Origin of the sequence: Leifsonia psychrotolerans, from assembly GCF_013410665.1 — a bacterium.
In the GTDB taxonomy this organism is placed as follows: domain Bacteria; phylum Actinomycetota; class Actinomycetes; order Actinomycetales; family Microbacteriaceae; genus Cryobacterium; species Cryobacterium psychrotolerans_A.
This window is the reverse complement of sequence record NZ_JACCFM010000001.1, coordinates 1,170,764-1,185,255: the sequence shown is the minus strand read 5'-3', so window position 1 is coordinate 1,185,255 and position 14,492 is coordinate 1,170,764. Positions and strand designations below refer to the sequence as shown.

Sequence of the window (14,492 nt, the reverse complement as noted above, 5' to 3'; positions counted from 1 at the left end):
TGCGGCTTTCCATTTCGTGGTCTACCTGAGTCTAAACACGCCGGTTTCCTCGTTTGTTTCCGACCTGACAGTCTTGGTGTGACCCCAGCGCAGAAAGGTGCCTTCGTGCACATCGTTCGTATTGAGAATCTCGACCAACCCGGCCTGGCCGACTACTCGAGGCTGACCGACGTTGCACTCCGCCGCGTTTCCGAGCCGGAGGGCGGACTCTACATCGCGGAGTCGTCCAAGGTGATCACCCGCGCACTCGCTGCGGGGCATCGGCCTCGTTCGGTGTTGGTGCAGGAACAGTGGCTGGCCGACGTTGAGCCGCTTCTGGCGGATTGGCCCGACGTGCCGGTGTACGTGGGGGAGTCGAAGGTTCTCGAGAAGCTCACGGGCTATAACCTGCACCGTGGCGCCCTCGCGGCCATGCACCGTCCGCAACTCGCCCCCGTCGCCGACATCCTCAGGGATGCCCGTCGCATTGTGATTCTTGAAGACATCGTCGATCACACCAATGTGGGCGCAATTTTTCGTTCCGTGGCCGGTCTGGGTGCCGATGCCGTGCTGATCACGCCCCGCTGTGCCGACCCGCTGTACCGACGCAGTGTTCGGGTGAGCATGGGAACGGTGCTTCAGGTGCCGTGGACCCGTCTGCCCGAGTGGAGCGAAGCCGCACCGTTGCTGCATGACGCGGGATTCCACCTTGCTGCTCTCGCCCTCTCCGATGAAGCGGTCACCCTCGACGCATTCGCGGCGGATGCCCCTGACCGAGTTGCGCTCATTCTCGGGACCGAGGGTGATGGTTTGAGTTCCCAAGCCCTTGCCGTGGCCGACACCGTCGTGACGATTCCGATGCAGCATGGCGTCGATTCGCTCAATGTGGCCTCGGCCAGCGCTCTCGCACTCTACGTACTGCGGGTTTAGTCAGCTTCACGCTGGTTAGGATTGATGAATGCCGCTGTCCCGACGCCAGATCTATCGCCGCCGCCGCACTGTATTTTTCGGGGGGTTTTTGGTCGTCCTCGGCGTGGTGATCTATGGCGTCAGCACGGGCGTGGCGACGCTGCCTGCCGCCGCTGCATCCCTGACTGAGCCGGCACCGCTGACCCAGCCGGCTGCCGCGCCGGCCTGGCCGGGATTTGGGTCCGGAGCGATCGGTGCGGTTGGTTTCGACGGCGTGCTTGCCGCATCTGGCGGAACCGGCCCTGTTCCGATCGCCAGCATCACCAAGACGGTGACGGCTCTCGTGATCCTCGAAGCGAAGCCGCTCGCAGCCGGTGAAGCCGGTCCGACGGTCAGATTCACCGATGCCGATGTCGACATCTACTACGACACCATCGCCGAGAATGGCTCGTCGGCACCCGTGGTGGCCGGGATGGAACTCACCGAGCGGGAAGCTCTCGAGGCGATGCTGCTGCCGTCTGCCAACAACTACGCCGAATCACTGGCAATCTGGGCGTACGGCTCCGTCGATAGTTACCTGGCTGCGGCTTCCACGTGGATCGCTGCACACGGTCTGACCGGCACAACGATCGTTGACACAAGCGGCCTTTCACCAGACAGTGTGAGCACTCCGGCCGATCTCGTCGAAATCGGCAAGCTCGTGCGGGCCGCTCCGGCCCTCGCGGAGATCGTGTCGATGAAGACCGCGGTGCTGCCGACCATCGGCACGGTCAGCAACACCAACAAGCTCCTCGGCGACTTCGGCGTTGACGGTATCAAGACCGGAACCACCGACGAAGCGGGGGCGTGCTTACTGTTTTCAGCCGACGTCACCGTCGGAAACAAGACAGTCACTCTTGTGGGCGTCATGCTGGGCGGAGAGACTCATCCCGAGCTGAACCAAGCGGTCAGTGCACTGATCGAGAGCGCGAAGGCGGGATTCCACGAGGTGGAGCTGACGACTGCAGGAACCTCGATCGGCTCCTATTCCACGGCCTGGGGGCAGTCGGCTCACGCCGTGACGGCAACGGATGCCTCGGCTCTGGTCTGGTCAGACACCCCCATCACGACACGTGCTCAGGCTCAGCCGATGCGGGTCGGCAGCACGGGCGCCGAGGTCGGCACGCTCGATTTCGTCGTGGGCACGCGCACAATCACTGTTCCGCTTGTTCTGCGGGGTGCCCTCACCGATCCGGGGGCCGGCTGGCGATTCTCGCACCCTGGTGAGCTTTTCTAGTAACCCTGAGCGAGTCCAACCCGTTGGTGGAGCCCAACCCCGGTGATCGGGCCCACCCCGGTGATCAGTCCTCCCCGGTGATCGGCCCCGCCCCGCTAATCGAGCCCTCCCCGCCGATCGACCCCACCCCGCTGATCGACCCCACCCCGTTGATCCAGCTCGTCGAGATCCCGTGAGCCACTCTCGGGACGCGGGGGCCGGGGTCTCGACAAGCTCGACCCACGGTCGGTGGTCGGCCCCGTACCCCTCCCGCCGATTGACCCCTCCCGCCGATCGACCCCTCCCGCCGATCGACCCCTCCCCGTTGATCGAGCTCGTCGAGATCCCGTGAGCCAACCTCGAGACGCGGGGGCCGAGGTCTCGACAAGCTCGACCCACGGTCGGTGGTCGGCCCCGTACCCCTCCCGCCGATCGACCCCACCCCGCCGATCGACCCCTCCCGCCGATCGACCCCACCCCGTTGATCGAGCGTGTCGAGATCCCGCGAGCCACCCTCAAGACTGGGGAGCGAAGTCTCCGCCGGCTCCGCCCTCGTTCCCTCCGCAGACACACGTACGAGAACTTATCCACATATACTGAGAAGGGCTCGTAATCATGTTCGTTTTTTCGGAGAATAGAGCTATGTCAATCACCTCCCCACCCCCCGTCTCCGCCCCGGAGCCGACACCCGCCCCGGGTGCAGCGGCACCGACCGCGGCCATGCTGCTGGCGGTGCTCGAGCAGACGCAGGCACTGTGGGCGGGGCTTGGCCTGGTCAGCCCCGACCGGTTCACCGACGACGACCTCCTCGGTGTGCTCGGTGCATTCGAAGGCGTGGGCCGGCTGGTCGATGCGGGCCGGGTGGCTGTGGCGGCGACGGTCGAGGAACGCTCCGGCCGGTGGCTGGGCCGGGACTCCCTCGCCGCGAAGCGGGGCTGCACGAGTGGCATCGACCTGATCACCCGGGTCACCCGGGTTTCTGGCCGTGAAGCGAAACGGCGTAGCGCGCTCGGTCTGCGGATGCGGGACACGCAGCACGTCGGAACGATCATCCCCGCCTTGTTCCCCACGGTGGGTGCCGCGGTCGCTTCGGGCTTGCTGGGGGTGGATGCGGCGGAGGTGATCATGTCCGGTCTGGCCGAGATCTCCCCGCGCGTCGCCCCCGATGATCTTGCGGCCGCGGAACGCGCTCTGGTGTCTGCGGCGACGGGCACGATTACGGCCGAGAATGAGGGTGAGCCGGGCGCGGGCTTTGCGTTCTCGGCGGACTCGATGCGGGTGCAGATGTTGCAGTGGCAGGCGGCGCTGGACCCCGACGGGGTGGCGCCGAACGAGGTCGAGGGTGAGGCGACGAGCACGATCAGTTTCGGCCGCTTCAAAGACGGTGTGTATCCGGTGCGGGGCGGGGTGACTCCTGATCTGTACGGAATCATGAACCTCACCTTCGACGCGTTCATCGCCGCCCGCAAAACCCCCGCGTTCCCCACCGCCGCCGAACAAGCCCGCGACCAGGCGCGTGCCAACGACACCGACGACCGCGCCGAGCACGACGACCGCGCCGAGCAGGATCCCCACGACGGTCCCGACGGACACGACTTGAACGACGAGCACGACCGCGAGCACGACGACCGTGACCACGAACGCGATGACCACGACCACGACCATGACGACCACGACCACGGTTCAGCCTCAGCCGAGGCTCCTCTTCCCGGGTCGGCCGGGCATGAGTTCGATGACGTCGACACCCGTACCGCTGGTGAGAAGCGGGCCGATATTCTGCGCGGCATGTTCACCCAGCTCGCTCAAGCCGACAGCACTCCCAGTATTGGTGGTGCAGCGCCGACGGTGGTGGTGCATGTGAACGTGAACGATATTGAATCCGGTCGCGGTGTCGGCTGGATCGACGGCGTCGACGCCCCCATCTCACTTCGCACGGTCGATCAGATGATGTGTGCCGGAGGCACCCAAACGGTTCTGTTCGGTCCGAACGGTGAGGTTCTCACCCTGACCGATCCGCAACGACTGTTCAACCGCGCCCAACGCCGGGCGATCCTCGCCCGCGACGGCGGCTGCGGCGTTCCCGGCTGCGACGCCCCCACACAGTGGCTCGAGTTTCATCACGTGATCCCCTGGATCAAAGGCGGCACCACCGAAGTCGACAATGGTGTGGCGCTGTGTTGGCGACATCATCACACCATCGAAACCTCCGGCTGGGAGATCCTCATGGTCAACGGCCGACCCCAAGTCAAAGCCCCGGCCTGGATCGACCCGACCCGCACCTGGCGCGACGCCAACCGCCACCGCACCGACACCCACCGCCGCGACTGAGCACGCTGGGGCTAACGCGCCGCGACTGAGCCGCCGCGACTGAGCCGCCGCGACTGAGCCGCCGCGACTGAGCCGCCGCGACTGAGCCGCCGCGACTGAGCCGCCGCGACTGAGCCGCCGCGACTGACGCGCCGCGGTTGAACCCGCCGCGATTGAACCAGTTGTGTCAGATTCCGGCGGGCAAGGTCTGGACTGTCGAGCCGGCTCTGGCGCGTCGTCGGCCCGGTCAGATGACGTCGCCGCCGCCCGACGAAATTGTGATCGGTCCGGGTTCAACGCGAGCGTTGCATCAAGCAGGGAGACGATCTGGTGAATCAGCTTCCCGCGAACAGTAAGATTTTCTGTCGCAGAATCCGAGATCTCGCAGCTCAACACGTTGGTGAGACGATCCGCCTACCTTCCGCCTTCACCAGGAATTTCGGCGTTAGGGTCGCCGATTCGTTCAACAAGATTGCGACTGATTGCCACAGGGCCCGACCGCTGATGCTCTGATCTACTCACGTGCACGTGCTTCCCCTGGCCACGAGCATGGCCACAACTTGATAGATTCTTACGAAGTGATTACTCCACCTGTCTTTGGCCCCGCGCAGGGAACAAGTGCCGCCGAACATCTTTCGCCGTCGTTCCCGGAGCGTGCTGCTTGGGGTACCGCCAGCAAGTTGCGCGCCTGGCAGGCGGAAGCCCTCGAGCTCTATTTCGCGAACGAACCGCGCGACTTTCTGGCCGCAGCAACGCCCGGAGCCGGCAAGACTACGTTCGCGCTGCGCCTGGCCGCAGAGTTGCGTTCTCGGCGAGTGATCGACCGGATTACCGTGGTTGCACCGACTGAGCACCTCAAGAATCAGTGGGCGACCGCGGCGGCCCGCGTCGGGATCCGTCTCGACCCCACATTCCGCAATGCCGACGGCCGTTACGGCAACCACTATCACGGTATCGCCGTCACCTACGCGCAGGTTGCGGCCCGAGCGGCATTGCACCGCGACATCACGCTGTCGAACCGCACGCTCGTGATTCTCGACGAGGTTCACCACGGCGGAGACGCGCTGAGCTGGGGTGATGCGATTCGTGAGGCGTTTGATCCGGCCACCCGGCGACTCTCCCTCACCGGCACTCCCTTTCGCTCCGACACCTCACCGATTCCGTTCGTGAGCTACCTGCCCGATAAGCACGGCATTCGCCTGTCGCAGAGCGACTACAACTATGGCTATGGCCGGGCGCTCGAAGACGGTGTCGTTCGGCCCGTCATGTTCATGGTGTACGCAGGGCACATGACCTGGCGCACCAAGGCCGGCGAAGAGATGGAAGCCAAGCTCGGCGAAGGCAACACCAAAGACATCACCTCCCAGGCCTGGCGCACGGCGCTCGACCCAGGCGGCTCGTGGATCCCGGCAGTGCTGCGCGCGGCCGACCAGCGGCTCACCGAGGTGCGTCATGGGATTCCGGATGCTGGCGGCCTGGTCATCGCGACAGACCAGACGCAGGCGCGCGCCTACGCCTCCATGCTCGAAGAGATCTCGGGCGAGAGCGTGACGGTCGTTCTCTCTGACGAGAAGGAATCCAGCGACCGTATTGACGAGTTCTCGCACAACACCAAACGTTGGATGGTGGCCGTGCGCATGGTGTCTGAGGGTGTCGACGTGCCGCGTCTCGCGGTGGGCGTGTACGCGACCAGCGCCTCCACGCCGCTCTTCTTCGCGCAGGCCATCGGCCGCTTCGTGCGCGCCCGACGCCGGGGTGAGACCGCGTCGATTTTCCTCCCCGATGTGCCGGCGCTTACCGGCCTCGCCGGGGCGATGGAACTGGAACGTGACCATGCCCTCGACCGGCGCAACCGTGACGACGAAGGCGACGGGATGTACAACCCCGAAGATGCCATGGTCGCCGAGGCGAATCGACAGGAGAAGGGCTCCGACTCTCTCGGCGAGGAGTTCCTCTGGCAGGCCATCGACTCACAAGCCACGTTTGATCGTGTTGTGTTCGACGGTGCCGAATTCGGCCAGTTGGCCGAGCCCGGCACCGACGAAGAGTTTGACTTCATTGGAATCCCCGGCCTGCTTGAACCCGAGCAGGTGTCTGAACTGTTGCAGCAGCGCCAGGCCAGGCAGTCGAAGCGTTCCACCGACAAACGCAAAGACTCGGTGACGGGTGAAGAGCAACCGGGGGAGCCGGCGCTCTTCCGCACGCTCAAGGAGCAGCGCTCGGTCTTGAACAGCCTCGTGGGAATTTGGGCGAAGCAGTCCAGCGAACCACACGGAATGGTGCACGCCGAGCTGCGGCAGCTCTGTGGCGGCCCGGCCGTCGCCCAGGCTAGTGTGACCCAACTGCAGAAGCGCATTGACGTACTGCGCCGCCGACTCGGCCGCAGCTAGAGCGAGATTCGACCCTACGTGGTGCTTGGGCTGACCTCGCGCCGGCTTTCCCAGCGCCGAAGCACCAACGCGATGAGCACCGCAACGACAAACCCAATGAGGGTGAAAATCACGCGCTCGATAGTTAACTCGAAGCCGCGGCTCACGTCGCCGAGAGAGGCGAAGATGAGCAGCATCGGCGTCAGCGCAAGGGCCTGCATCAAATACGCCCCTCCCATGGAGTACCACATCAGCAGGAACAAGCAGAGCACTGCCACAATTACGGCACCCCAAACGGGGAGCAGCGTGACGGCAAGTAGCGCAATCACTGCGCCCAGAAAGGTGCCGATTAGCCTCCCGTTGAGTGTCTCTCGCCGCTGATTGGGCAAGGGGCGCAACGCCATCAGGATGGTCACGGCAACCCAGTAGCCGTGGGGAACATTGTTGGCCAAGCTCCAGTACATGACTCCGGCGCACAGTAGTCCCACCACGATGCCGTGTTCCCAGGCCGTGCGGGTCTCAACGGGTTGAATAGGGGCCTGGAATTTCAAAAGACGCACAATCAGTGCCCCCACGGCACCGCCGGCGATAATCCACAAACCCGCCGACCACCAACTGAGGTTAATAGGACCGGCTCCGAAAAGGATGATAATGATGGGTGCCAACGACAAGAGCCCAGCCGAGCGTTGATTGGCGACCGCGAACAGGATTGCCGACAAGAAAATGAGGGCTGCGATCGCCCACGGAGTGGAGCCGGCCCAGGACGCCAACGCTCCCAGGGCGGCACCGATCAGCACCAGGACCGCCGTCTGGCGCGGACGGCTGACCGGGGTGACCGCCATCCCCAACCCCATGGCCAGGCCGAATCCCATGCTCGCCGACGTGCCACCGACCACGCTGACGATGGCCGATGGCACCAGGATGGCGACGAGCAGTTTGAGCGTGGTCGGCAGGGTGCCGGGTTGCGGACGGGTTAAGAATGCCATGGTGATCAAGACCCTTCGCGGGCGCAGATAGACACATTCCTCCCACGCTGGTGCAGCCGCGAGTGGGCCGGGAGGTACCACCCAGAATAGCGCGGCCGAGGTCTAAACCGCGTCGAGCGCCTGCAGGATATCGGCGGTTAGATCATCGGCATGCTCCAGGCCGATAGAGAGACGCACGACCCCCGCAGCCGGGCGGGCACTCGCTTCGACCGGGCGATGCGTCAGCGAGGCCGGATGCTGCACCAAGGAGTCGATCCCGCCGAGCGACACGGCGTGGGTGATGAGTTTGCAGGCTTCGGTGAACCGGCGTGCCGACTCGTAGCCGCCGACCAAGTCGAGGGCGATCAGCGATCCGGCACCGGAGGCCTGCGTGCCAATCAGCCCCTGTGGGTCCTGACCGGGCAGCCCCGGGTAGAGCACGCGCGCAAGCGCCGGGTGCCCGACGAGTCGGCGCGCGACCTCGCCGGCGATCTCCTGTTGTGCGCGTACGCGCACGGGCAGGGTGCGCAGGCCCCGGTGCAGGAGATAGGCGGCAAAGGGGTTCAGCAGTCCGCCGGTCAGTGCGCGCACCTGGCGCAGTCGCACCATCCACTCGTCTGGCCCCGAAACGGTTCCGCCCATGACGTCGCCGTGTCCGCCGAGGTACTTCGTGGCGCTGTGCAGCACCAGCGTGGCCCCGAGCTCGATCGGACGCTGCAGCACGGGAGTGGCAAAGGTGTTGTCGACGAGAACGGGAACCGACCCGGCGGCTGCGACGACGGCGCGGATGTCGACCAGTTCGAGGGTTGGGTTCGCGGGGGATTCCAGAATGACCAGTCCGGTGTTGGCCTGGATCGCGTCGGCGACTCCGTCGACCGTCGCCCAGGTCACCTGAGTGCCGAGCAGACCGGTGTCGAGCACATGGTCGGTTCCGCCGTAGAGCGGGCGCAGTGCGATGATGTGAGGCTTGCCCGCGGCCACGGTTGCCATCAGGGTGGCCGACAGCGCCGCCATACCGGTCGAGTATGCGACCGTGCCCTCCGCCCCTTCCAATGCGCTCAGGGCGTTCTCGAAGCGCGCCACACCGGGCTGCCAGAGCCGCTGGTAGACCGCGGAGTCACCACTGCCGAGCACGCCGCCGGTGGCAAGGTTTTCATAAGAGTCGCCGCCGGCTTCGACACCCGGCAGCGGGTTCGTCGTCGAAAGGTCGATCACCGGAACGTGCGAGCCTGACTCGCTGACCCCCTCCATGCCGGCGTGGACTGCAAGGGTTTCAATGTGTTGTGAGGCAGGGTGCATTAGTTGACCAAAACAGATTCCGAGCCAATGCGCAAGTATCCGCGCAGAATCTGCCAGTGGGCTAAATCGAATCGAATAAACTGTGGGAAACGAAAGTGGGCACGCATGGAATCGAAGAAATCAGAACTCGACAGAGTCGACCGGGCGCTTCTGCGGGCTTTGTCGGTGAATGCGCGTGCCTCGGGTGCGGCTCTGGCCACCGAGATCGGTGTTGCCGAATCGACGGTGTCACTGCGACTGCGCCGGTTGCAGCAACTCGGCCACATTCGAGGCTACCGGGCAAACATCGACCTCGCCGCCCTCGGCGCGTCGCTGCAGGCGCTGATCTCGGTACGTCTCGCCAAGCACGCGCGCGGGCAGATCGACGCATTCCGCAACGCGGCACCCCACTGGCCCGGCGTGATCGGCCTCTTTCACACGGCCGGTGCCGACGATTACCTGCTGCACGTGGCTGCGGCCGACGCCACGCACCTGCGCGACTTTGTACTGGAACATCTCGCTGAGCATCCTGCCGTCGCTCACACCGAGACCAATCTCATCTTTGAGTACGTCGACGGCGACGGCTGGCAGGACCTCGTCAGGTAGGTCGGCGCACGAAAAGAAGGCCCCCGCCGAAGCGGGGGCCTTCTCGTAACTACGCGCTCAGAGAGCGTGCAGATCACGCATCTAAAGTGATTTAGAGAGCGCGGATGTTCTCGGCCTGCGGACCCTTGGGGCCCTGCGTCACCTCGAACTCAACCTTCTGGTTCTCATCGAGCGACTTGTAGCCGCTCGAAGCGATTGCGGAGTAGTGCGCGAACACGTCGGCGCTTCCGTCGTCGGGCGCAATGAAGCCGAAGCCCTTTTCAGCGTTGAACCATTTCACGGTACCTGTTGCCATTTTGAAACTCCTCCAGGAGTGTAAGACCGGCCCCGACTGTCGGGACCGTTCGTCGCGGTATTCGTCGTCCGCTTCCGAAAGGAATGTGGCGCACAGACCGGGGTCAATGCGTTTTAAGACGTGCAAGCACTACAACTTCTTTACAAACCCTAGACCATGAAGATGCAAACTCACCCGAATCTTTCAGAACTTCGTTATGAAGCGTTATCTACCGTTACAAAGTCGATGAGCTGTTCGACACGTCCGAGCAGCTCTGGTTCGAGGTCGGCGAAGGTGCGAACCTGGCCCAGGATGCGCTGCCACGCCCGCGCGATGTCAGCTTGTTCGGCGTGCGGCCACCCCAACGCCTGGCAGATTCCCTTCTTCCATTCGATGCTGCGCGGAATGGTCGGCCAGGCCGTCAGACCGAGCCGAGCGGGTTTCACCGATTGCCAGACATCGACATACGGATGCCCGACGACAAGCACATGCGCGCCGTACGGCCCGCGGGCCACGGCCTCGGCGATGCGGCTCTCCTTGGAGTTCGGTACCAGGTGGTCGACCAGCACGCCGACCTTGCGCGTGGCACTGGGGCTGAACGCGGCGAGGAGCTCCGCGAGATTGTCGACACCCTCGATGTACTCGACGACGACGCCCTCGATGCGCAGATCGGCACCCCATACTTTTTCGACGAGCTCGGCGTCGTGGCGTCCCTCGACGAAGATTCGGCTGGGCAGCGCGACCCGGGCCGGGGCATCCGCAACGGCGAGCGAACCGGACGCCGTTCGTCCGCGCTGAGTGGGGGCTGTGGCTTTCGGTGCCACGAGCACGACCGGCGCGCCGTCGATCAGAAAACCGGGGCCGAGCGGGAACAGCCTCAGTTTGCCGTGTCGATCTTCGAGCGTGACGATCTTCTTCTCGACCCGAATGACCGCGCCGCAAAAGCCCGTGGTGGCTTCTTCGACGACTAAGTCGCGGGTGGCCTCCTGGGTTGGAATTACCTTCTTGCCGACGTCTCGCCAGCCCTGTGCCAGCACGTCGTGTCCGTATCGATCATCCATCACCCACACGACGTTAGCCGAAACCGTTGCGCGCGCTTGGCGAGATCGGGTGACCGGTTCTCGAGAGCAAAACGCGACGAGCTACCGGAAGTCACGGGAATTCATCCGCGCCCCCACCGTCAGCGACTCGAACCGGTCGGCAATCAGATTTGTGACGCCCTCGGGCGAACGCTCCAGGATGCCGCGCACCACGAGGGCGGGCGACTCGCGGGCGATGCGTCGGTAGTGATTCCAGACTCCGATGCCGGCGATCACGTTGAGGGTTCCCGTTTCATCTTCGAGGTTGATGAAGGTGATGCCGCCGGCCGTTGAGGGGCGCTGTCGGTGGGTGACCACGCCGCCAACCTCGATGCGTCGGCCAGACTCGTGCGTGGCCAGCTGCTCGACGCGGAGGGCCCCGCGGGCGTCTAGCTGTGCCCGGGCGTGTCGGATCGGGTGGTCGTCGGTCGAGATTCCGGTCGCCCACAGGTCGTACACCACCTGTTCGGCCGAGCTCAACAGGGGCAGCAGCGGAGGTTGCACGCTGACCATCGACCCGCGCAGGTAGGTGTCTTTGTCTTGGCTGGCATCGCCGGCGTTCCAGAGTGCCTCCCGGCGTTCCAGTCCGAGCGAGTCGAAGGCGCCGGCCGCGGCGAGCGCCTCGAGCTGTTCGGTGTTGGCCCCGACGCGACGGGCGACATCCGCCATCGACGAATAGGGCCCGTAGGCGTCTCGCTCGGCGACCAAACGTTCGGCGAGCTCGTGCCCGATCGTCTTGACTTCGGCCAGGCCGAGCCGCACGGCGAGGGAGGCGTCGCGGCGATGCTGCGCCCCATCGGGCGGCACCGAGCGGTCGAAGAGCGGCACAGGAGGCTGCTCCTGAGCCAGGCAGCTCGCACGGCCCTGTGCTGCGGGGCCAGCCACCGTTTCGAGTCCCGCATCACTGCCCGAGCGCAGGATGTCGGGGCGCAAGACGACGACGCCGTGCCGACGGGCATCCGCCACCAGTGACTGCGGCGAGTAGAACCCCATCGGCTGGGCGCGGAGGAGGGCGGCGAGGAATGCTCCGGGATAGTGCAGTTTGAGCCAGGCGCTCGCGTAGACGAGCAGGGCAAAGCTGATCGAGTGGCTTTCAGCGAAACCGAAGTTCGCAAAGGCCTCGATCTTCTCGTAGATGTTGTCGGCGATGTCACCGGTGATGCCGTTCTCGGCCATGCCCAGGTAGAGCTTGGCCTTGAGCGAGGAGATTTTCTCGACTCCCCGCTTGGATCCCATCGCCCGGCGCAGCAGGTCGGCATCTTCGCCGGTGCACCCGCCGACGGCCATGGCCATTTGCATGAGCTGCTCCTGAAAGAGCGGTACCCCCAGGGTGCGTTCGAGCACCGGCTCAAGCTTCGGATGCAGGTAGGTCACCTCCTCTAAGCCGGTCTTCCGCCGGATGTAGGGGTGAACGGCACCGCCCTGAATCGGGCCGGGGCGGATGAGAGCGATCTCAACCACCAGGTCGTAGAACCGGCGCGGCTGCAACCGGGGGAGTGTGCCCATCTGCGCGCGGCTTTCCACTTGGAAGACGCCGATTGAGTCGGCCCGGCAGAGCATGTCGTAGACACCGGCCTCTTCGCGCGGAATGGTGTCGAGCCCCCACGTTTCGCCGAGATGTTCGTCGACGAGGTCGAAGGTGTACTGCAGTGCGGCGAGCATGCCGAGCCCCAGCAGGTCGAACTTGACCAACCCCATCCAGGCGCAGTCGTCTTTATCCCACTGCAACACCGTGCGTTTCTCTTTACGTGCGTGCTCGATCGGGCACACCTCGCCCACCGGGCGATCGGTGAGGACCATCCCGCCTGAGTGGATGCCGAGGTGTCGAGGAAAGGTGAGCACCTGTTCGGCCAGTTCGACGACTTCAGGCGGAATGTCGTGCTCGCCGCTCGCGACCTGCCCGCCCCAGCGTTCGATCTGCTTCGACCAGGCGTCTTGCTGCCCGGTGCTGTAGCCAAGCGCCTTCGCCATGTCGCGCACGGCGAACCGAGGCCGATACGTGATCACGTTGGCCACCTGCGCGGCATTCATGCGTCCGTACTTCTCGTAGACGTACTGAATGACCTCTTCGCGCCGATCCGAGTCGAAGTCCACGTCGATGTCGGGTTCTTCGTCGCGCAGGCTCGAGAGAAAACGTTCGAACGGCAGTCGATAGAAGATCGAGTCGACGGCGGTGATACCGAGCACGTAACAGACCGCCGAATTGGCGGCCGAGCCGCGTCCCTGGCAGAGAATGCCGCGCCCCTTCGCAAAGTGCACGATGTCGTGCACGATCAGGAAGTAGCCGGAAAAGTCCTTCGCCTCGATCACGGCGAGCTCCTTTTCGAGGCGCACTTTGACGTTGTTGTTGTAGTCGGGATATTTCTCCGCCGCGCCCTTCCAGGTGAGCGCACGCAACCAACTCATCGGGGTATGCCCCTCGGGCACCTGCTGCTTCGGCAGCCGGGGGCGCGCTCGGCGCAGGGAGAAAGCGAGTTCATTGGCCAGAGGAACAGTGCGGGCGACCGCGCCGGGGAACCGAATGAACCGGGCGGCCATTTCGGCGCCGCTGCGCAGGTGTGCGCCGGCGGCGGATGGCAGCCAGCCGTCCATCTCGTCCAGGCTGCGGTGGGCACGCACCGCGGCCAGGGCGCCGGCCAGACGGTGTTCGGCCGGCGTGGCGTAGTGCACGTTGTTCGTGGCGATCACGGGCAGGTTGGCTTCCGTGGCCAGGAGGGCCAGGGTGTCGTTGGTGCTGCTGTCCTGCGGATGCCCGTGGTCGAACAGTTCCACGTAGACGTTGCCCGCGCCAAACAGGTCGACCAGACGGGCCAGTTCGCCCGCAGCGGCCGCCGGCCCGGCCACGGCCAAGGCCTGACGCACGGCGCCCTTACGGCATCCGCTCAGAACCACCCAGTGCCCGTCGGCCTGCGCGGCCAACTCCGACAGGTCGTAGAGGGGGCGGCCTTTCTCGTTTCCGGCGAGTTGAGCGTGGGTGAGGGCGGAGGCGAGCCGGTGATAGCCCTCCTGCCCGCGGGCGAGAACCAGCAGGTGGCTGCCCTCGGGATCGGCGATGCCGTTCTGCGGCGCACCGAGCCCGAGCGAGAGTTCCGCGCCGAAGACCGTCGTGATGTTCGGAAAGCTCTCGGCGGTCTCGGCCAGTCGCACGGCGCCGTAGAAGCCGTCATGATCGGTGAGGGCGAGCGAGGTCAGGCCGAGCCGGCTCGCCTCTTCGAGCAGCTGTTCCGGGGAGCTGGCGCCATCGAGAAAGCTGAAGTTTGAGTGCACATGCAACTCGGCATACGGCACGATCGGGCCGTCGGGCGTCGCGGATTCCTCGTGCGGGGTGTACGGCTGCCGTTTTTTCGACCAGGCCGGGCTGTCGCCGCCGTCGGCTGCGGGTGGTGGCCCGCCGGGGCGACGCCGGTCGGAGAGTGTGCGTTCCAGCTCGGACCAGGGGATCGGCGGATTACTCCAACCCATGGGGATTCC

General features: G+C 65.1%; 10 protein-coding genes. 5 read left to right on the top strand and 5 right to left on the bottom strand.

Features of this window, described 5'->3' with window-relative positions:
- Positions 1-105 precede the first annotated feature (105 nt).
- The 4 genes from HNR05_RS05545 (at position 106) to HNR05_RS05530 (ending at position 6,840) form a co-directional block, all read left to right on the top strand.
- Positions 106-909 (top strand): TrmH family RNA methyltransferase, encoded by an 804-nt coding sequence (locus HNR05_RS05545; RefSeq protein ID WP_179578115.1) that lies wholly within the window; start codon positions 106-108, stop codon positions 907-909.
- 28 nt (positions 910-937) lie between these two features.
- Positions 938-2,164 carry a D-alanyl-D-alanine carboxypeptidase family protein gene (locus tag HNR05_RS05540; RefSeq protein WP_218868817.1) on the top strand — a complete coding sequence of 409 codons (1,227 nt, stop codon included), beginning with the start codon at positions 938-940 and terminating at the stop codon, positions 2,162-2,164.
- A 621-nt stretch (positions 2,165-2,785) separates the two neighbouring features.
- Entirely contained in the window at positions 2,786-4,471 is a 1,686-nt protein-coding gene (locus HNR05_RS05535) for an HNH endonuclease signature motif containing protein (protein ID WP_179578114.1), read from the top strand.
- A gap of 560 nt (positions 4,472-5,031) precedes the next feature.
- The gene (locus HNR05_RS05530; protein ID WP_179580602.1) at positions 5,032-6,840 is read left to right on the top strand and encodes a DEAD/DEAH box helicase family protein; all 1,809 of its coding nucleotides are present in this window, start codon (positions 5,032-5,034) and stop codon (positions 6,838-6,840) included.
- Positions 6,841-6,854: 14 nt separating this feature from the next.
- Here HNR05_RS05530 and HNR05_RS05525 read toward each other — a convergent pair whose 3' ends face one another.
- On the bottom strand, positions 6,855-7,805 hold the full coding sequence (locus HNR05_RS05525; protein WP_179578113.1) for an FUSC family protein: 951 nt from the start codon (positions 7,803-7,805) through the stop codon (positions 6,855-6,857).
- 102 nt (positions 7,806-7,907) lie between these two features.
- Positions 7,908-9,083, bottom strand: a complete 1,176-nt coding sequence (locus HNR05_RS05520) for a trans-sulfuration enzyme family protein (RefSeq protein ID WP_179578112.1) — start codon at positions 9,081-9,083, stop codon at positions 7,908-7,910.
- Positions 9,084-9,188: 105 nt separating this feature from the next.
- Here HNR05_RS05520 and HNR05_RS05515 point away from each other — a divergent pair, with 105 nt between their 5' ends.
- Positions 9,189-9,668 (top strand): Lrp/AsnC family transcriptional regulator, encoded by a 480-nt coding sequence (locus HNR05_RS05515; RefSeq protein ID WP_179578111.1) that lies wholly within the window; start codon positions 9,189-9,191, stop codon positions 9,666-9,668.
- A 91-nt stretch (positions 9,669-9,759) separates the two neighbouring features.
- On the opposite strand, the gene cspE is transcribed toward HNR05_RS05515, so the two are convergent.
- The 3 genes from cspE to HNR05_RS05500 all read right to left on the bottom strand — a co-directional run bounded on the left by cspE (position 9,760) and on the right by HNR05_RS05500 (position 14,483).
- Positions 9,760-9,963: a transcription antiterminator/RNA stability regulator CspE gene (cspE, locus tag HNR05_RS05510; RefSeq protein WP_055814297.1), complete on the bottom strand. Its 204-nt coding sequence runs from the start codon at positions 9,961-9,963 to the stop codon at positions 9,760-9,762.
- 194 nt (positions 9,964-10,157) lie between these two features.
- On the bottom strand, positions 10,158-11,003 hold the full coding sequence (locus HNR05_RS05505; protein ID WP_179578110.1) for a DUF3097 domain-containing protein: 846 nt from the start codon (positions 11,001-11,003) through the stop codon (positions 10,158-10,160).
- An 81-nt stretch (positions 11,004-11,084) separates the two neighbouring features.
- On the bottom strand, positions 11,085-14,483 hold the full coding sequence (locus HNR05_RS05500) for an error-prone DNA polymerase (protein WP_179578109.1): 3,399 nt from the start codon (positions 14,481-14,483) through the stop codon (positions 11,085-11,087).
- Positions 14,484-14,492 lie beyond the last annotated feature (9 nt).